Origin of the sequence: Bailinhaonella thermotolerans (assembly GCF_003594875.1) — a bacterium.
GTDB classification, from domain to species: domain Bacteria; phylum Actinomycetota; class Actinomycetes; order Streptosporangiales; family Streptosporangiaceae; genus Bailinhaonella; species Bailinhaonella thermotolerans.
The window spans coordinates 1-16828 of record NZ_QZEY01000018.1 but is presented as its reverse complement, the minus strand read 5'-3'; the positions used below and the strand labels follow the sequence as shown (position 1 = coordinate 16828).

Below are 16828 nucleotides of genomic sequence, written 5' to 3'. Positions count from 1 at the left end.
TTCCTCCCCTCTACCAGACGTAGGCGAGGACTTCCCCGCCCACACCGCGCTTGCCGGCCTGCTTGTCGGTCATGAGACCGGCGGACGTCGAGATGATCGCGACGCCCAGCCCCCCCAGGACCTTCGGCAGATTGTCCTTCTTCGCGTAAACCCGCAGACCGGGCTTGGAAACCCGGCGCAGGCCCGCGATGGCCCGCTCACGGCTCGGCCCGAACTTCAGCTCCACCACGAGGTTCTTGCCGACCTTGGCGTCCTCGACGCTCCAGGCCTGGATGTAACCCTCCTGCTGGAGGATCTCGGCGATGTGCGCCTTGATCTTGGAGTACGGCATCGACACGGAGTCGTGATAGGCCGAGTTCGCGTTACGCAGACGAGTCAGCATGTCTGCGATCGGGTCGGTCATCGTCATGGCCGGTGGCCCTCCTCGCCGCGGTTTCCCGGAGTACGGGACCTTCGGCGTGGTCGTGGGCGCCGGTTGCCCGGCGCCCGGGTTGGTTGATTACGTACGGCTGAAGCCTGGGCTTACCAGCTCGACTTCGTGATGCCGGGCAGCTCGCCCCGGTGCGCCATCTCACGGAAGCACACGCGGCACAGGCCGAACTTGCGGTAAACGGCGCGGGGCCGACCACAGCGCGAGCATCGAGTATATGCACGCACCGCGAACTTCGGCTTGCGGGCCGCCTTGGCGATCAGCGACTTCTTCGCCACGTCAGGTCTCCTCGTTCTCTCTCAGCCGCTCAGGCGTCCTTGAAGGGGAAGCCGAGCAGCTTGAGGAGCGCCCGACCCTCGTCGTCGTTGGTCGCGGTGGTCACCACGGTGATGTCCATGCCGCGCTGCCTGTCGACGGTGTCGGGGTCGACCTCGTGGAACATGACCTGCTCGGTCAGTCCGAAGGTGTAGTTGCCCTGGCCGTCGAACTGCTTGGGCGACAGACCCCGGAAGTCGCGGATGCGCGGGAGGGCGAGCGCCAGGAGGCGGTCGAGGAACTCCCACATCCGGTCGCCACGGAGCGTGACGTGCGCGCCGATCGGCATGCCCTCACGCAGCTTGAACTGCGCGATGGACTTCTTCGCCCGGGCGACGGCCGGCTTCTGGCCGGTGATCAGGGTCAGGTCGCGGATGGCGCCCTCGATGAGCTTGGCGTCCCTGGCGGCCTCGCCGACCCCCATGTTGACCTTGACCTTGGTCACGGTCGGGATCTGCATGACGTTCTGGATGCCGAACTCCTCGCGCAGCTTCGCGGCGATCTCCTCGCGGTAGCGCTGCTTGAGGCGCGGAATCGTGCGCTCTTCAGTCTGGGTGCTCATTAGCTGTCCTCACCCGAAGCCTCGTCGGCCTTCTTCGCGGGCTTGTCGTCCTTCGGCTCCTCATCCTTGAGCTTCTTGACGTTGCTCACGTGGATGGGGGCCTCCATCCTCTGCGGGCCACCCTGCTGGGCGCCGCGGGGGCCGGTGGCCGTCACCTTGCTGTGCTTGGTGATCATGTTGACGCCCTCGACCACCACGCGCTCCTCGCGCGGGATCGCCCGGATGACCCGGCCCTTGGCGCCCTTGTCCTTGCCGGCGATGACCTGAACCAGGTCACCCTTCTTCACATGCAGCTTCGGCATTTAGAGCACCTCCGGAGCGAGCGAGATGATGCGCATGAACTTCTTCTCGCGCAGCTCGCGGCCGACCGGACCGAAGATACGCGTGCCCCGAGGGTCACCGCTGTCCTTGATCAGTACGGCGGCGTTCTCGTCGAAGCGGATGTAGGAGCCGTCGGGGCGGCGGCGCTCCTTGCTGGTGCGCACCACGACAGCCTTGACAACGTCACCCTTCTTGACGCCTGCGCCGGGAAGGGCGTCCTTCACCGTCGCGACGATGACGTCGCCGATACCCGCGTAGCGCCGACCCGAGCCGCCGAGCACGCGGATGCACAGAATCTCCTTGGCACCCGTGTTGTCGGCGACCTTGAGTCGCGACTCCTGCTGGATCACGTCAACTCCCGTGTGTCACGCCGGTTCTCAGTGTCTGAGCCTGGCGGAACTGTCTTTTGGTCTCACCGCCGGGGGACGCGTCCCCCGGCGGGTGGAGCTTCGCAACCTGGCCCGCCCCTCGTGGGGCGGGACGCGGTTACTTGGCCTTCTCGAGGATCTCGACGACGCGCCAGCGCTTGGTCGCGGACATCGGCCGGGTCTCCATCAGGAGAACACGGTCGCCGATGCCGGCGGCGTTGGCCTCGTCATGAGCCTTGTACTTCTTGGTGCGGCGGATGACCTTGTGGTACTTCGCGTGCTTCACGCGGTCCTCGACCAGGACGACCACGGTCTTGTCCATCTTGTCGCTGACCACGTAGCCCTCGCGGGTCTTGCGGTAGTTCCGCGCGCTCTCGTTCTTCTCGTCAGCCATCGCTGGACTCCGTCTCCACGGTCACGATTCCGAGCTCGCGCTCACGCATCACGGTGTAGATGCGGGCGATCTCCCGACGGACGGCGCGAAGCCGCCCGTGGTTCTCGAGCTGACCGGTCGCGGCCTGGAAGCGGAGGTTGAACAGCTCCTCCTTGGCTTCCTTCAGCTTGGCGACCAGCTCGTCCTCGGTCTGGACCCGCAGCTCACCGGCGGTCAGGCCCTTAGCCATCACGCCTCCACTTCACGCTTGACGAACCGGCACTTCATCGGCAGCTTGTGCATCGCACGCCGCAACGCCTCACGGGCGACCGGCTCCGCGACGCCCGAGAGCTCGAACATCACGCGGCCGGGCTTCACGTTGGCGATCCACCACTCCGGGGAACCCTTACCGGAACCCATGCGGGTCTCGGCCGGCTTCTTGGTGAGCGGGCGGTCCGGGTAGATGTTGATCCAGACCTTTCCGCCACGGCGGATGTGGCGGGTCATCGCGATACGAGCGGCCTCGATCTGGCGGTTCGTCACGTAGGCGTGCTCAAGCGCCTGGATGCCGAACTCGCCGAAGACGACTCTCGTGCCGCCCTTGGCAGCACCGGAACGGTCGGGCCGGTGCTGCTTACGGTGCTTGACCCTGCGCGGGATAAGCATGGTCAGCTCCCTTCAGCACCCGGCTGCTCCGCCGGGCTGGACTCGGGCGCAGATGCCTGCGCGGTTGCCTCGGACTTGGGACCGCGCCCCGCGCCCCGGCCCTCGCCGCGGCGGCCGCCGGAACGGCGCTGCGGGCGGTCGGTGCGGTCACGGCGCTGCCCCGCACGGGCGGCGGCACCCGCGGCCTCGCGCTCGGCGCGGGTCGCGGCGGCCTCGCCCTTGTAGATCCAGACCTTCACGCCGATGCGGCCGAAGGTCGTGCGGGCCTCGTAGAAGCCGTAGTCGATGTCGGCGCGGAGCGTGTGCAGGGGCACGCGGCCCTCGCGGTAGAACTCCGAGCGGGACATCTCGGCGCCGCCGAGACGACCGGAGCACTGGACACGGATGCCCTTGGCGCCGCTCTTCATGGCGGACTGCATCGCCTTGCGCATCGCACGGCGGAACGAGACCCGGCTCGACAGCTGCTCGGCCACGCCCTGGGCGACGAGCTGGGCGTCGACCTCGGGGTTCTTGACCTCAAGGATGTTGAGCTGAACCTGCTTGCCGGTCAGCTTCTCCAGGTCGCCGCGGATCCGGTCGGCCTCCGCGCCGCGGCGGCCGATGACGATGCCCGGCCGGGCGGTGTGGATGTCGACGCGCACGCGGTCACGCGTCCGCTCGATCACCACGTTGGAGATGCCGGCCCGCTCCATGCCGCGCTGCAGCATCCGGCGGATCTTGACGTCTTCCGCGACGTAGTCCTTGTACAGCTTGTCGGCGTACCACACGCTCTTGTGATCGGTGGTGATGCCGAGCCGGAACCCGTGCGGGTTAACCTTCTGCCCCACTATCGGGTCCTCCCCTTCGGCTGGGACTGCTCAGACCGGGGCTCCACGACCACGGTGATGTGGCTGGTCCGCTTGTTGATCCGGTACGCACGACCCTGCGCGCGCGGCCGGAACCGCTTGAGCGTCGGCCCCTCGTCGACCCAGGCACGGCTCACAACGAGCGTGTCGCGGTCGAGCTTGTTGTTGTGCTCGGCGTTGGCGATGGCACTCGCCAGCACCTTGCCCACGGTGTCGCTCGCCGCCTGGGGAGCGAACTGCAGCACGGCCTGCGCCTCCGAAGCGGGCAGCCCGCGAATGAGGTCCACCACTCGGCGGGCCTTCCGGGGCGTGACGCGGGCATACCGCGCCTGGGCCCTGGCTTCCATCGCTTTCTCCTCTGACTTCTTCGGCTTGCTTATCGCCGGCTGCGGCGGTCTTCCTTGACGTGGCTGCGGAACGTCCGCGTCGGCGCGAACTCCCCGAGCTTGTGGCCGATCATCGACTCGGTGATGAACACCGGGACGTGCTTGCGGCCATCGTGGACGGCGATCGTGTGACCGAGCATGTCGGGCACGATCATGGAGCGCCGTGACCACGTCTTGATGACGTTCTTGGTGCCCTTTTCGTTCTGAGCGTCCACCTTCTTCATCAGGTGGTCGTCCACGAACGGGCCCTTCTTAAGGCTACGTGGCATCGGGACTGCTCCTACCGCTTCTTCCTCTTGCTCCGACGACGGACGATCAGACGGTCGCTGGCCTTGTTGGCCTGACGCGTGCGACCCTCCTTCTTACCCTTCGGGTTGACCGGGTGCCGGCCGCCGGAGGTCTTGCCCTCACCACCACCGTGCGGGTGGTCAACCGGGTTCATCGCGACACCGCGGACGGTCGGGCGCTTGCCCTTCCACCGCATACGGCCGGCCTTACCCCAGTTGATGTTGCTCTGCTCGGCGTTGCCGACCTGGCCGACGGTGGCGCGGCAGCGCACGTCGACCATTCGCATCTCGCCGGAGGGCATGCGCAGCGTGGCGTACTGGCCCTCCTTGGCGAGGAGCTGGATCTGCGCGCCGGCCGAACGGCCCAGCTTGGCGCCGCCGCCCGGACGGAGCTCCACCGCGTGGATGAAGGTACCGGTCGGGATGTTGCGAAGCGGCAGGCAGTTGCCCGGCTTGATGTCCGCGCCCGGTCCGTTCTCGATCCGGTCGCCCTGCTTGAGGCCGGTCGGAGCGATGATGTAACGCTTCTCGCCATCGGCGTAGTGCAGCAGCGCGATGTTGGCGGTGCGGTTCGGGTCGTACTCGATGTGAGCGACCTTGGCCGGGATGCCGTCCTTGTCGTGCCGCCGGAAGTCGATGATCCGGTAGGCGCGCTTGTGGCCACCACCCTGGTGGCGAGCCGTGACACGACCGTGCACGTTGCGCCCGCCCTTGCTGTGCAAGGGAGCGAGCAACGACTTCTCCGGCGTGCTGCGGGTGATCTCGGCGAAGTCCGAGACGCTGGACCCGCGGCGACCGGGGGTCGTCGGCTTGTACTTACGGATGCCCATCTTTTTCGTTCATCCTCTACTTGATCAGCCGACCGGGCCGAAGATGTCGATCCGGTCGCCCTCCGCCAGGCTCACGATCGCGCGGCGGGTGGAGGGGCGCTGGCCGTAGCCAACGCGCGTGCGCTTGCGCTTGCCCTGCCGGTTCACCGTGTTGACGCCGGTGACCTTGACCCCGAAGATCTGCTCGATCGCGATCTTGATCTGGGTCTTGTTGGCGTCCTTGTGGACCAGGAAGGTGTACTTGTTGTGCTCGTCGATCAGGCCGTAGCTCTTCTCGGAGACCACCGGCTTGATGATGACGTCACGCGGGTCGGCGATCCTGCTCACGCGCTCGTCTCCTCCTTGCTCAGCCGTGCGACGACCTGGTCGTAGGCCTCACGGGTGAAGACGACATCCTCGTGGCACAGCACGTCGTAGGTGTTCAGCTGACCGGCGTCCAGCAGGTGGACCTCGGGCGCGTTGCGCAGGCTCACCCAGGTCAGCTCGTCGTCCGCGTCGACCACCACGAGCACGGTGCGCGCCTGGGTGATCTTGCGGAGCGCGGTGAGGGCGGCCTTGGTCTTGGGCGTCTCGCCCTCGACCAGCCCGGTCACCACGTGGACCCGGCCGAGGCCGGCCCGGTCGCTGAGGGCCCCGCGCAGCGCGGCGGCCTTCATCTTCTTGGGCGTCCGCTGGGTGTAGTCACGCGGCACGGGACCGTGCACGGTGCCACCGCCGGCGAACTGCGGCGCGCGGGTCGAGCCCTGGCGGGCGCGACCGGTGCCCTTCTGGCGGTACGGCTTCTTGCCGCCACCGCTGACCTCGCCGCGGGTCTTGGTCTTGTGGGTGCCCTGCCGGGCCGCGGCCTGCTGCGCCACGACCACCTGGTGGATCAGCGGCACATTGACCTTGGCCTCGAAGACGTCGGCGGGGAGCTCGATCGTCTCGGTCTTCGCACCGGCCGCGTCGAGGACGTCGATGCTTGCCATCTTTACTTCGCCCCCTTCTTAACGGCGGTGCGGATGAGGAGCAGGGAGCCGTTGGCGCCCGGTACCGCACCCTTGATCAGGATGAGGCCCTTCTCGAGGTCGACCGAGTGGACCTTGAGGCTCTGCACGGTCTTGCGGACGTTACCCATCCGCCCGGCCATGCGAAGGCCCTTGAACACGCGGCCGGGGGTGGCGCAGCCACCGATGGAGCCGGGCGAACGGTGCTTGCGCTGGGTGCCGTGCGAAGCGCCGAGACCACGGAAGCCGTGGCGCTTCATGACACCCGCGGTGCCCTTGCCCTTGCTCTTGCCGGTCACGTCGACGTAGGAGCCGGCCTCGAAGATGTCCGCGGAGATCTCCTGGCCGATGGTGTACTCGGAGGCGTCGTCCGTGCGCAGCTCGACGAAGAACCGCCGCGGCGTGATGCCGTGCTTGCGGAGGTAGTCGCCGAGCGGCTTGTTGACCTTGCGCGGGTCGACCTGTCCGTACCCGATCTGAACCGCGGAGTAGCCGTCGGCCTCGGGGGTGCGAACGCGGGTCACCACGCACGGACCGGCCTTGACGACGGTGACCGGGACCATCCGGTTGTCCTCGTCGAAGACCTGGGTCATGCCGAGCTTCTCGCCGAGCACCCCGGCGGTCTTCCGCCCAGTAATCGCAGCCATGTCAGTGCGTTCCCTTAAAGCTTGATCTCGATGTCGACGCCGGCCGGCAGGTCGAGGCGCATGAGCGAGTCGACCGTCTTCGGCGTCGGATCGATGATGTCGATCAGCCGCTTGTGCGTGCGCATCTCGAAGTGCTCGCGGCTGTCCTTGTACTTGTGCGGCGAGCGGATGACGCAGTACACGTTCTTCTCGGTCGGCAGCGGCACCGGGCCTGCGACCTGCGCGCCGGTACGCGTCACCGTCTCGACGATCTTCCGTGCCGAGCTGTCGATGACCTCGTGGTCATAGGCCTTGAGCCGGATGCGGATTTTCTGTCCCGCCATGGTGGCCTCGGTGTCCTTCGCTGTCGTCCCAGTTGCTTCGTCGTCTTGTCGTGGGTCGGCGGTCGGGCCGTGATGTCGGCCCGACCGCCGCTCCGCGGGGTGTTACTTGATGATCTTCGTGACCTTGCCGGCGCCGACGGTGCGGCCACCCTCGCGGATCGCGAACTTGAGGCCCTCCTCCATCGCGATCGGCTGGATGAGCTGGACGGTCATCTCGGTGTTGTCACCGGGCATGACCATCTCGGTGCCCTCCGGCAGGTTCACAACGCCCGTCACGTCAGTCGTACGGAAGTAGAACTGGGGACGGTAGTTGTTGAAGAACGGCGTGTGGCGGCCGCCCTCGTCCTTGGCCAGGATGTAGACCTGGGCCTCGAACTCGGTGTGCGGGGTCGTGGTGCCCGGCTTGATGACACACTGGCCGCGCTCGACGTCCTCGCGCTTGATGCCGCGGAGGAGCAGACCCACGTTGTCGCCGGCCTGGCCCTCGTCGAGCAGCTTGCGGAACATCTCGACGCCGGTGACCGTGGTGGTGGTCGCCTTCTCCCGGATGCCGACGATGTCGACGGTCTCGTTGACCTTGACGATGCCGCGCTCGATACGACCGGTGACGACGGTGCCGCGACCGGTGATCGAGAAGACGTCCTCGATCGGCATGAGGAACGGCTTGTCGATGTCACGGGTCGGCTCGGGGATGTTCTCGTCGACCGCGTTCATGAGCTCGATGATCGAGTCGGCCCACTTGTCGTCGCCCTCCAGCGCCTTGAGCGCGGAGACGCGGACGACGGGCAGGTCGTCACCGGGGAACTCCTGGGCGGAGAGGAGCTCGCGGACCTCGAGCTCGACGAGCTCCAGGATCTCCTCGTCGTCCACCATGTCGGCCTTGTTCAGGGCCACGACGATGTAGGGGACGCCGACCTGGCGGGCCAGGAGGACGTGCTCCTTCGTCTGCGGCATGGGGCCGTCGGTGGCGGCGACCACCAGGATCGCGCCGTCCATCTGGGCGGCACCGGTGATCATGTTCTTCACGTAGTCGGCGTGACCGGGGCAGTCCACGTGGGCGTAGTGGCGCTTCTCGGTCTGGTACTCGACGTGCGCGATCGAGATGGTGATGCCGCGAGCCTTCTCCTCCGGCGCCTTGTCGATCTTGTCGAACGGCGTGGACTCGTTCAGCTCGGGGTAACGGTCGTGGAGCACCTTGGTGATCGCCGCGGTCAGAGTGGTCTTGCCGTGGTCGATGTGCCCAATGGTGCCGATGTTCACGTGCGGCTTAGTCCGCTCGAACTTCGCCTTGGCCACTGGTCTCTCCTTGAGAATCTGACGCTTACAGACTTACGTCTTCGCTCTGGTCGGGGTGGGCGCCCTCGCGGGCGCCCGTGATGGTGTTACTCGCCCCGCGCCTTCGCGACGATCTCCTTGGCGACGCCCGGAGGCACCTCCGCGTAGGAGTCGAAAATCATGGTGTACACCGCCCGGCCCTGAGTGCGGCTGCGCAGGTCGCCTACGTAGCCGAACATCTCGGACAGGGGGACGAGGGCGCTGATGACCTTGGCGCCGGTGCGGTCCTCCATCTGCTGGATCTGACCGCGGCGAGCGTTCAGGTCGCCGATGACGTCGCCCATGTAGTCCTCGGGCGTGGTGACCTCGACGGCCATGATGGGCTCGAGGATCACCGGGTCCGCCTTGCGCGCGGCCTCCTTGAAGGCCATCGAGCCAGCGATCTTGAAGGCCATCTCGGACGAGTCCACCTCGTGGTAGGCGCCGTCCAGCAGGGTGACCTTCACGTCGACCATCGGGTAGCCGGCGAGGACGCCGAACTCGGCGGCCTCCTGGCAGCCCGCGTCGACCGACGGGATGTACTCGCGCGGGATACGGCCACCGGTGACCTTGTTCTCGAACTCGTAGCCACCGCCGTCGCCGCCGGTGGGCTCGAGAGAGATGATCACGCGGCCGAACTGGCCCGAACCACCCGTCTGCTTCTTGTGGGTGTACTCGACCTTCTCCACCTTGCGGCGGATGGTCTCGCGGTAGGCGACCTGCGGCCGGCCGACGTTCGCCTCGACGTTGAACTCGCGGCGCATGCGGTCGACGAGGATCTCCAGGTGGAGCTCGCCCATACCGGAGATCACGGTCTGGCCGGTCTCCTCGTCACGGCGCACCTGGAAGGACGGGTCCTCCTCGGCGAGCCGCTGGATCGCGACACCCAGCTTCTCCTGGTCGGCCTTCGTCTTCGGCTCGATGGCCACCTGGATGACCGGGGCCGGGAAGTTCATCGACTCCAGGATGACCTGGTTCTGCGGGTCGCTCAGCGTGTCACCGGTCGTGGTGTCCTTGAGGCCCATGACCGCGACGATCTGACCGGCGTGCGCGCTCGGGCGCTCATCGCGCTTGTTGGCGTGCATCTGGTAGATCTTGCCGATGCGCTCCTTCCGGCCCTTGGTGGTGTTGAGGACCTGGGTCCCCGCCTCCAGGGTGCCGGAGTAGATGCGGATGTAGGTGAGCTTGCCGAGGTGCTTGTCGCTCATGATCTTGAACGCCAGCGCCGACAGGGGCTCGTTCACGTCCGCGTGACGCTCGATGACCGCTTCCTCGTCGCCCACCGCGTGGCCCTTGATGGACTCGATGTCGGTGGGGGCGGGGAGGTAGTCCACGATCGCGTCGAGCATGGGCTGGATGCCCTTGTTCTTGAACGCGGTGCCGCACAGGACCGGGGTGACCGCGCTGGCCAGGGTGGCCCGGCGGATCGCCGCGACGAGCTGCTCCTCGGTGGGCTCCTCGCCCTCCAGGTAGAGCTCCATCATCTGCTCGTCGTTCTCCGAGATGGTCTCGACGAGCTTGTCGCGCCACTCACGGGCGGCCTCGGCGTGGTCGGCCGGGATGTCGACGGTCTCGTACATCTCGCCCTTGGCGGCCTCGGCGCTCCAGAGCAGGCCCTTCATGCGGACCAGGTCGATGACGCCCTTGAAGTCGGCCTCGACGCCCCAGGGGAGCTGGACCACCAGCGGGGTCGCGCCCAGGCGGGACGTGATCATGTCCACGCAGCGGTGGAACTCCGCGCCGACGCGGTCCATCTTGTTCACGAAGCAGATGCGGGGGACGCCGTACCGGTCGGCCTGGCGCCAGACGGTCTCCGACTGCGGCTCCACGCCGGCGACCCCGTCGAACACGGCGACGGCACCGTCGAGCACGCGCAGCGACCGCTCGACCTCGACGGTGAAGTCGACGTGGCCGGGCGTGTCGATGATGTTGATCACGTGATCACGCCACTCGCAGGTGGTCGCGGCGGACGTGATGGTGATGCCGCGCTCCTGCTCCTGCTCCATCCAGTCCATCGTGGCAGCGCCCTCGTGGACCTCACCGATCTTGTAGTTGATGCCGGTGTAGAACAGGATGCGCTCAGTAGTCGTGGTCTTGCCCGCGTCAATGTGGGCCATGATCCCGATGTTGCGGACCCTGGCCAGGTCGAGAGCGGTCGTGGTGGCCACTTCTTTGCGTCCTCTACGTCGTCGTTGCCGGCCGCCCGGGGTGAGCCGGGCGGCCGATGAGCTCTACCAGCGGTAGTGAGCGAAGGCCTTGTTGGACTCGGCCATCTTGTGCGTGTCCTCGCGCCGCTTGACGCTGGCGCCGAGGCCGTTGCTGGCGTCGAGCAGCTCGTTCATGAGCCGCTCGGTCATGGTCTTCTCGCGGCGGGCGCGGGAGTACTGCACCAGCCAGCGCAGTGCCAGCGTGGTGCTGCGCGAGGCGCGCACCTCGACCGGGACCTGGTAGGTCGCGCCACCGACGCGGCGGCTGCGGACCTCCAGGGTCGGCTTCACGTTGTCCAGCGCACGCTTGAGCGTGACCACCGGGTCGTTGCCGGTCTTCTCGCGGCAGCCCTCGAGAGCGTCATACACGATCTTCTGGGCGAGCGAACGCTTGCCGTTGAGCAGGACCTTGTTGATCAGCGCGGTCACCAGCGGGGAGCTGTAGACCGGGTCACTGACCAGAGTGCGCCTGCCTGCGGGGCCCTTGCGCGGCATGTCAGCTCTTCTCCTTCTTCGCGCCGTAGCGGCTGCGCGCCTGCTTGCGGTTGCGCACACCCTGCGTGTCGAGCGAACCCCGAATGATCTTGTAGCGAACACCGGGGAGGTCCTTAACACGGCCGCCACGCACGAGCACCATGGAGTGCTCCTGGAGGTTGTGACCGACGCCGGGGATGTACGCCGTCACCTCCATGCCGTTGGTGAGCCGGACACGCGCCACCTTGCGAAGCGCGGAGTTCGGCTTCTTGGGCGTGGTCGTGTAGACGCGCGTGCAGACGCCGCGGCGCTGAGGGCTTCCCTTGAGCGCCGGAGTCTTGGTCTTACTGACCTTGTCCTGGCGGCCCTTGCGGACCAGCTGCTGGATCGTGGGCACCGCGTCTCCGTTCGTACCTGACCGGTAATCGATTCTTGTTGCTTTTGACAGGTGCTGCCGGTGTCTGACCTGTCGGTTTCCCCTCGTCCTCCGACCCACGCTGTCGGGCGTGTCGCGCCTAATCGCGGCCACGCCCGGCGCCATTGGCCGGAGCGAGAGGGAGAGGTCTCACCGCACTCGGGGCCGACACGGAACGGCCAGCCACCAAGCGCATGCATGTGAGCCCATGAACTCATGGGCACGAAGGGAAAGACTACCCAGCCCATCGCATGAGGTCAAAACGAACGGGCGAGCCGCCTTGCGTCGCTGTGTAGAACGCCAGGTCCCTGTGCCGGATTCCCATGAGCAGATCTCAGCGCCTAGTGTAGCCGCCCGCCGTCGTGCTCACGCCGTACGGCGCGCGTTCACGGCAGGCGGATGATCCCGCCGGCCACCACCACCGCGGCCACGGCGACGGCGGCGACCGCGGCGGACAGTCCCAGGGCCGCCGACGCCAGTCCGGTCGCCAGGCGGACCATGGCCGGTCCGGTCGCGCCCGGCACCATCACGAGCCCGGCCCGCGCCCGCCGCGCCTTGACGAGCGCCCTGGCGGCGCAGGCCGACGCCGGTACCACGGTCGGCAGCAGGATCAGTCCCGCCACAGCCCAGCCGAGCGCCCGCCGCGCGTCCCGTTCCGGGCCCAGCGGGAATCCCCGGCTGTCTATGTCGTCATACCCCAAATGCCCGAAATATCCCATTTCGTACGGCCGGCGTGGCGTGGCCTCTCCGGCCGCCTGAGCCGCGTCCCAGCGGCCGCCGGGCGCGAGCCGTACCGTGACCTCCCCCGGGGCCTGGGGGACGCTCTGCGGCGATGTGAGGCGCACCGTCGTCTCCGGATCGGCCGTGCGGACGCCGTCCGCGGGTCCCCTCATCTCCGTCTCCCCCTCCTGCGCCGTCGCGGGCCGGTCACGCGGTGATCCACTTTACGCGGGCGGGCCGCGGGAACTTGGGGACGCGGCCGGGGACACCGGGACAAAGGCGGTCAGGCGGCGGTCAACGGTGGGCAAACGCCGGAAGGCCCGGCCCCCGCAACGGGGACCGGGCCTCCTCGGCGCGTGTGACTAGCGGTTGTACTGACCGAAGTCGTACTCCTCCAGCGGGACGGCCTCGCCGGAGCCCTGCCCGAAGGTGTACTCGGCCGCGGAGCCGTCGTAGCCGCCGACGGTGTACATCGCCGTCTTGGCCTCCTCGGTCGGCTCGACCCGGATGTTGCGGTACTGGGACATGCCCGTGCCGGCCGGGATGAGCTTACCGATGATGACGTTCTCCTTGAGGCCGAGCAGCGGGTCGCTCTTGGCGTGGATCGCCGCGTCGGTGAGCACCCGGGTCGTCTCCTGGAACGAGGCGGCCGACAGCCAGGACTCGGTCGCCAGGGACGCCTTGGTGATGCCCATGAGGACCGGGCGGCCGGCCGCGGGCGTGCCGCCCTCGGCCACCACGCCGCGGTTGACCTCCTCGAAGCGCGGACGCTCGACCAGCTCGCCGGGCAGCAGATCGGTGTCGCCGGACTCCAGCACGTTCACGCGCTTGAGCATCTGCCGGACGATGACCTCGATGTGCTTGTCGTGGATCGACACACCCTGCGAACGGTAGACCTCCTGGACCTCCGCGACCAGGTGAAGCTGCACCGCGCGGGGGCCGAGGATGCGCAGCACCTCGTTGGGGTTGACCGCACCCGCGATGAGCTGCTGGCCCACCGTGACGCGCTGCCCCTCGGACACCTGGAGCCGGGACCGCATGGGAACCGGGTAGGCGATCTCCTCGGAACCGTCGTCCGGGATGATCACGACCTTGCGGGTCTTGTCCGTCTCGTCGATCCGGACGCGGCCCTCGACCTCGGAGATCGGGGCGACGCCCTTGGGCACGCGGGCCTCGAAGAGCTCGGTGACACGCGGCAGACCGTGGGTGATGTCCTGACCCGCCACACCACCGGTGTGGAAGGTACGCATGGTCAGCTGGGTGCCCGGCTCACCGATCGACTGGGCGGCGATGATGCCGACCGCCTCGCCGACGTCCACGAGCTTGCCGGTCGCGAGCGAACGGCCGTAGCAGGTGGCGCACAGACCGATCTTGGCCTCGCAGACGAGGGCGCTGCGGGTGCGGACGGACTCGATGCCCGCCTCGACCAGCGTCGTCACCACCGCGTCGGTGATGTCGGTGCCCTTGGCGACCAGGACCTTGCCGTCCACCTCGACGTCCTCGGCCACGATGCGGCCGTGGACGTTGCTCTCGGCGTTCTGCGCCTTGACGAGGACGCCCTCGCTGTTGCGCTCGCCGACGAACAGGGACACGGCGCGGTCGGTGCCGCAGTCGATCTCCCGGACGATGACGTCCTGCGCGACGTCCACCAGACGACGGGTCAGGTAACCCGAGTCGGCGGTGCGCAGCGCGGTGTCGGCCAGACCCTTCCGCTGACCGTGGGTGGAGACGAAGTACTCCAGCACCGACAGGCCCTCGCGGAAGGAGGACTTGATCGGGCGCGGGATGGTCTCACCCTTGGTGTTGGCGACCAGGCCTCGCATACCGGCGATCTGACGGACCTGCATCTGGTTACCGCGGGCGCCGGAGTGGACCATCATCCACACCGGGTTGGTCCGCGGGAACGCCTGCTCCATGTCGGAGGCCACGTCCGCGGTCGCCTGGGTCCAGATCTCGATGAGCTCCTGACGGCGCTCCTCGTCGGTGATCAGACCGCGCTCGTACTCACGCTGCACCTTGTCGGCGCGGCGCTCGTAGGACGCCAGGATCTCGCCCTTGTTCGGCGGCGCGATGACGTCGTCGATGGAGATCGTGACGCCCGCCCGGGTCGCCCAGTGGAAACCGGCGTCCTTGAGGGCGTCCAGCGCCGCGGCGACCTCGATCTTGGTGTAGCTCTCGGCCAGCTCGTTCACGATCGCCGAAAGCTGCTTCTTGCCCACCTCGTGGTTCACGAAGGGGAAGTCGGCCGGCAGCGTCTCGTTGAACAGCAGGCGCCCGAGCGTGGTCTCCAGGCGGTAGGGGTCGCCCGGCTCCCAGCCCTCCGGCGGGGTCCAGCCGAGCGGGGCCGGCTGGCCCTGGATCCGGACCTGGATCTTGGCCTGCGGGTCGAGCTCACGGCGGTCGTACGCCATGATCGCCTCGGAGGTCGAGGTGAACACGCGGCCCTCGCCCGGCGCGCCCTCCTTCTCGGAGGTGAGCCAGTAGAGGCCGATGACCATGTCCTGGGTGGGCATCGTCACGGGCTTGCCGTCGGCGGGCTTGAGGATGTTGTTGGTGGACAACATCAGGATGCGCGCCTCGGCCTGGGCCTCCGCGGACAGCGGCAGGTGCACGGCCATCTGGTCGCCGTCGAAGTCCGCGTTGAACGCGGTGCAGACGAGCGGGTGGATCTGGATGGCCTTGCCCTCGACGAGCTGCGGCTCGAACGCCTGGATGCCCAGGCGGTGCAGGGTCGGCGCCCGGTTGAGCAGCACCGGGTGCTCGGTGATGACCTCTTCGAGGACGTCCCACACCACCGGGCGGGCGCGCTCGACCATGCGCTTGGCGCTCTTGATGTTCTGCGCGTGGTTGAGGTCCACGAGCCGCTTCATCACGAACGGCTTGAACAGCTCCAGCGCCATCTGCTTGGGCAGGCCGCACTGGTGCAGCTTGAGCTGCGGGCCGACGACGATGACCGAACGGCCGGAGTAGTCGACTCGCTTGCCCAGCAGGTTCTGGCGGAAGCGGCCCTGCTTGCCCTTGAGCATGTCGGAGAGCGACTTCAGCGGGCGGTTGCCCGGCCCCGTGACGGGGCGCCCCCGGCGGCCGTTGTCGAACAGCGCGTCGACGGCCTCCTGGAGCATGCGCTTCTCGTTGTTGACGATGATCTCGGGCGCGCCCAGGTCGAGCAGCCTCTTGAGCCGGTTGTTGCGGTTGATCACCCGGCGGTAGAGGTCGTTCAGGTCCGAGGTGGCGAAGCGGCCACCGTCGAGCTGGACCATCGGCCGCAGGTCCGGCGGGATCACCGGGATGCAGTCGAGGACCATGCCCATCGGCGAGTTCCTCGTGTTGAGGAACGCGCTGACGACCTTGAGCCGCTTGAGGGCGCGGGCCTTCTTCTGGCCCTTGCCGCTGCGGATGGTCTCGCGCAGGTTCTCGGCCTCGGCGTCGAGGTCGAAGTTGGCCAGGCGCTCCTGGATGGCCTGCGCGCCCATGCCGCCGCGGAAGTAGCGGCCGAAGCGGTCGCGCATCTCGCGGTAGAGCAGCTCGTCACCCTCGAGGTCCTGGACCTTGAGGCTGCGGAAGCGGCTCCACACCTCGTCGAGGCGGTCGATCTCGCGCTGCGCGCGGTCGCGGAGCTGGCGCATCTCGCGCTCCGCGCCCTCGCGCACCTTGCGGCGCTGGTCGCCCTTGGCGCCGGCGGCCTCCAGCTCGGCGAGGTCGGACTCCAGCTTCTTCTGCCGGGCCTCGATGTCGGCGTCGCGGCGCTGCTCGATGTGCTGCCGCTCCACGGAGATCTTGGCCTCCAGGGACGGCAGGTCGCGCTCACGCATCTCGGTGTCGACATGCGTGATCATGTAGGCCGCGAAGTAGATGACCTTCTCCAGGTCCTTCGGGGCCAGGTCGAGCAGGTACCCCAGGCGCGAGGGCACGCCCTTGAAGTACCAGATGTGGGTGACGGGGGCGGCCAGCTCGATGTGGCCCATCCGCTCACGGCGCACCTTGGCGCGGGTCACCTCGACACCGCACCGCTCACAGATGATGCCCTTGAAGCGGACGCGCTTGTACTTGCCGCAGTAGCACTCCCAGTCCCGGGTGGGGCCGAAGATCTTCTCGCAGAAGAGCCCGTCCTTCTCCGGCTTCAGGGTGCGGTAGTTGATCGTCTCCGGCTTCTTCACTTCACCGTGCGACCACTGCCGGATGTCGTCCGCCGTGGCGAGGCCGATCCGCAGCTCGTCGAAGAAATTGACGTCGAGCACTTACATTTCCCCTTTGAATCAGACCTCGTCGACACTCATCGCGCCCTCGTGGGGGCGCCGGGACAGGTCGATGCCGAGCTCCTCCGCCGCGCGGAAGACGTCCTCGTCGGTGTCGCGCATC

General features: G+C 67.7%; 22 protein-coding genes. All 22 read right to left on the bottom strand.

Annotated features, from left to right (window positions below):
• Positions 1–10: 10 nt before the first annotated feature.
• Positions 11–409, bottom strand: a complete 399-nt coding sequence (rpsH, locus tag D5H75_RS32000) for a 30S ribosomal protein S8 (protein ID WP_119930318.1) — start codon at positions 407–409, stop codon at positions 11–13.
• A 113-nt stretch (positions 410–522) separates the two neighbouring features.
• Positions 523–708, bottom strand: coding sequence for a type Z 30S ribosomal protein S14 (locus D5H75_RS31995; protein WP_119930317.1), 186 nt, complete (start codon positions 706–708; stop codon positions 523–525).
• Positions 709–737: 29 nt separating this feature from the next.
• Positions 738–1307 (bottom strand): 50S ribosomal protein L5, encoded by a 570-nt coding sequence (rplE, locus tag D5H75_RS31990; RefSeq protein ID WP_119930316.1) that lies wholly within the window; start codon positions 1305–1307, stop codon positions 738–740.
• On the bottom strand, positions 1307–1600 hold the full coding sequence (rplX, locus tag D5H75_RS31985) for a 50S ribosomal protein L24 (RefSeq protein ID WP_147425348.1): 294 nt from the start codon (positions 1598–1600) through the stop codon (positions 1307–1309). The genes rplE and rplX overlap by 1 nt, the downstream gene beginning before the upstream one ends.
• Positions 1601–1609: 9 nt before the next feature.
• Positions 1610–1978, bottom strand: coding sequence for a 50S ribosomal protein L14 (gene rplN / locus D5H75_RS31980; RefSeq protein ID WP_119930314.1), 369 nt, complete (start codon positions 1976–1978; stop codon positions 1610–1612).
• A gap of 136 nt (positions 1979–2114) precedes the next feature.
• Positions 2115–2390, bottom strand: coding sequence for a 30S ribosomal protein S17 (rpsQ, locus tag D5H75_RS31975; protein WP_119930313.1), 276 nt, complete (start codon positions 2388–2390; stop codon positions 2115–2117).
• Positions 2383–2619 (bottom strand): 50S ribosomal protein L29, encoded by a 237-nt coding sequence (gene rpmC / locus D5H75_RS31970; protein WP_119930312.1) that lies wholly within the window; start codon positions 2617–2619, stop codon positions 2383–2385. Before rpmC ends, rpsQ begins: the two co-directional genes overlap by 8 nt.
• A complete protein-coding gene (gene rplP / locus D5H75_RS31965) occupies positions 2619–3035 on the bottom strand; it encodes a 50S ribosomal protein L16 (RefSeq protein WP_119930311.1) in 417 nt (138 codons plus the stop codon). The genes rpmC and rplP overlap by 1 nt, the downstream gene beginning before the upstream one ends.
• A gap of 2 nt (positions 3036–3037) precedes the next feature.
• Positions 3038–3862, bottom strand: coding sequence for a 30S ribosomal protein S3 (gene rpsC, locus D5H75_RS31960; protein WP_119930310.1), 825 nt, complete (start codon positions 3860–3862; stop codon positions 3038–3040).
• Positions 3862–4227, bottom strand: a complete 366-nt coding sequence (rplV, locus tag D5H75_RS31955) for a 50S ribosomal protein L22 (RefSeq protein ID WP_119930309.1) — start codon at positions 4225–4227, stop codon at positions 3862–3864. Before rplV ends, rpsC begins: the two co-directional genes overlap by 1 nt.
• Positions 4228–4256: 29 nt before the next feature.
• On the bottom strand, positions 4257–4535 hold the full coding sequence (gene rpsS, locus D5H75_RS31950) for a 30S ribosomal protein S19 (protein WP_119930308.1): 279 nt from the start codon (positions 4533–4535) through the stop codon (positions 4257–4259).
• An 11-nt stretch (positions 4536–4546) separates the two neighbouring features.
• On the bottom strand, positions 4547–5383 hold the full coding sequence (rplB, locus tag D5H75_RS31945) for a 50S ribosomal protein L2 (RefSeq protein ID WP_119930307.1): 837 nt from the start codon (positions 5381–5383) through the stop codon (positions 4547–4549).
• Between the two features lie 24 nt (positions 5384–5407).
• Positions 5408–5710, bottom strand: coding sequence for a 50S ribosomal protein L23 (rplW, locus tag D5H75_RS31940; protein ID WP_119930306.1), 303 nt, complete (start codon positions 5708–5710; stop codon positions 5408–5410).
• Positions 5707–6351: a 50S ribosomal protein L4 gene (gene rplD / locus D5H75_RS31935; protein WP_119930305.1), complete on the bottom strand. Its 645-nt coding sequence runs from the start codon at positions 6349–6351 to the stop codon at positions 5707–5709. Before rplD ends, rplW begins: the two co-directional genes overlap by 4 nt.
• Positions 6352–6353: 2 nt before the next feature.
• Positions 6354–7016: a 50S ribosomal protein L3 gene (gene rplC, locus D5H75_RS31930; protein WP_119930304.1), complete on the bottom strand. Its 663-nt coding sequence runs from the start codon at positions 7014–7016 to the stop codon at positions 6354–6356.
• Positions 7017–7030: 14 nt separating this feature from the next.
• Entirely contained in the window at positions 7031–7339 is a 309-nt protein-coding gene (rpsJ, locus tag D5H75_RS31925; RefSeq protein ID WP_013156110.1) for a 30S ribosomal protein S10, read from the bottom strand.
• 102 nt (positions 7340–7441) lie between these two features.
• Positions 7442–8635, bottom strand: coding sequence for an elongation factor Tu (gene tuf, locus D5H75_RS31920; RefSeq protein ID WP_119930303.1), 1194 nt, complete (start codon positions 8633–8635; stop codon positions 7442–7444).
• Between the two features lie 86 nt (positions 8636–8721).
• Entirely contained in the window at positions 8722–10770 is a 2049-nt protein-coding gene (fusA, locus tag D5H75_RS31915) for an elongation factor G (RefSeq protein WP_242454653.1), read from the bottom strand.
• 114 nt (positions 10771–10884) lie between these two features.
• Complete coding sequence (rpsG, locus tag D5H75_RS31910; RefSeq protein WP_119930301.1) at positions 10885–11355, bottom strand: 30S ribosomal protein S7; 471 nt, start codon at positions 11353–11355, stop codon at positions 10885–10887.
• A 1-nt stretch (position 11356) separates the two neighbouring features.
• Positions 11357–11731 (bottom strand): 30S ribosomal protein S12, encoded by a 375-nt coding sequence (rpsL, locus tag D5H75_RS31905; RefSeq protein WP_119930300.1) that lies wholly within the window; start codon positions 11729–11731, stop codon positions 11357–11359.
• Between the two features lie 404 nt (positions 11732–12135).
• Positions 12136–12642, bottom strand: a complete 507-nt coding sequence (locus tag D5H75_RS40990) for a hypothetical protein (protein WP_147425340.1) — start codon at positions 12640–12642, stop codon at positions 12136–12138.
• Positions 12643–12831: 189 nt separating this feature from the next.
• Positions 12832–16707 (bottom strand): DNA-directed RNA polymerase subunit beta', encoded by a 3876-nt coding sequence (locus tag D5H75_RS31895; RefSeq protein WP_119930298.1) that lies wholly within the window; start codon positions 16705–16707, stop codon positions 12832–12834.
• Between the last annotated feature and the right edge of the window lie 121 nt (positions 16708–16828).

What these genes read in the sequence shown, in the direction of transcription:
- rpsH (WP_119930318.1), bottom strand. Translation starts at nt 409, where the DNA reads ATGACGATGACCGACCCGATCGCAGACATGCTGACTCGTCTGCGTAAC.
- rplE (WP_119930316.1), bottom strand. Translation starts at nt 1,307, where the DNA reads ATGAGCACCCAGACTGAAGAGCGCACGATTCCGCGCCTCAAGCAGCGC.
- rpsQ (WP_119930313.1), bottom strand. Translation starts at nt 2,390, where the DNA reads ATGGCTGACGAGAAGAACGAGAGCGCGCGGAACTACCGCAAGACCCGC.
- rpmC (WP_119930312.1), bottom strand. Translation starts at nt 2,619, where the DNA reads ATGGCTAAGGGCCTGACCGCCGGTGAGCTGCGGGTCCAGACCGAGGAC.
- rplP (WP_119930311.1), bottom strand. Translation starts at nt 3,035, where the DNA reads ATGCTTATCCCGCGCAGGGTCAAGCACCGTAAGCAGCACCGGCCCGAC.
- rplV (WP_119930309.1), bottom strand. Translation starts at nt 4,227, where the DNA reads ATGGAAGCCAGGGCCCAGGCGCGGTATGCCCGCGTCACGCCCCGGAAG.
- rpsS (WP_119930308.1), bottom strand. Translation starts at nt 4,535, where the DNA reads ATGCCACGTAGCCTTAAGAAGGGCCCGTTCGTGGACGACCACCTGATG.
- rplB (WP_119930307.1), bottom strand. Translation starts at nt 5,383, where the DNA reads ATGGGCATCCGTAAGTACAAGCCGACGACCCCCGGTCGCCGCGGGTCC.
- rplD (WP_119930305.1), bottom strand. Translation starts at nt 6,351, where the DNA reads ATGGCAAGCATCGACGTCCTCGACGCGGCCGGTGCGAAGACCGAGACG.
- rplC (WP_119930304.1), bottom strand. Translation starts at nt 7,016, where the DNA reads ATGGCTGCGATTACTGGGCGGAAGACCGCCGGGGTGCTCGGCGAGAAG.
- rpsJ (WP_013156110.1), bottom strand. Translation starts at nt 7,339, where the DNA reads ATGGCGGGACAGAAAATCCGCATCCGGCTCAAGGCCTATGACCACGAG.
- fusA (WP_242454653.1), bottom strand. Translation starts at nt 10,770, where the DNA reads ATGGCCCACATTGACGCGGGCAAGACCACGACTACTGAGCGCATCCTG.
- rpsG (WP_119930301.1), bottom strand. Translation starts at nt 11,355, where the DNA reads ATGCCGCGCAAGGGCCCCGCAGGCAGGCGCACTCTGGTCAGTGACCCG.
- D5H75_RS40990 (WP_147425340.1), bottom strand. Translation starts at nt 12,642, where the DNA reads ATGAGGGGACCCGCGGACGGCGTCCGCACGGCCGATCCGGAGACGACG.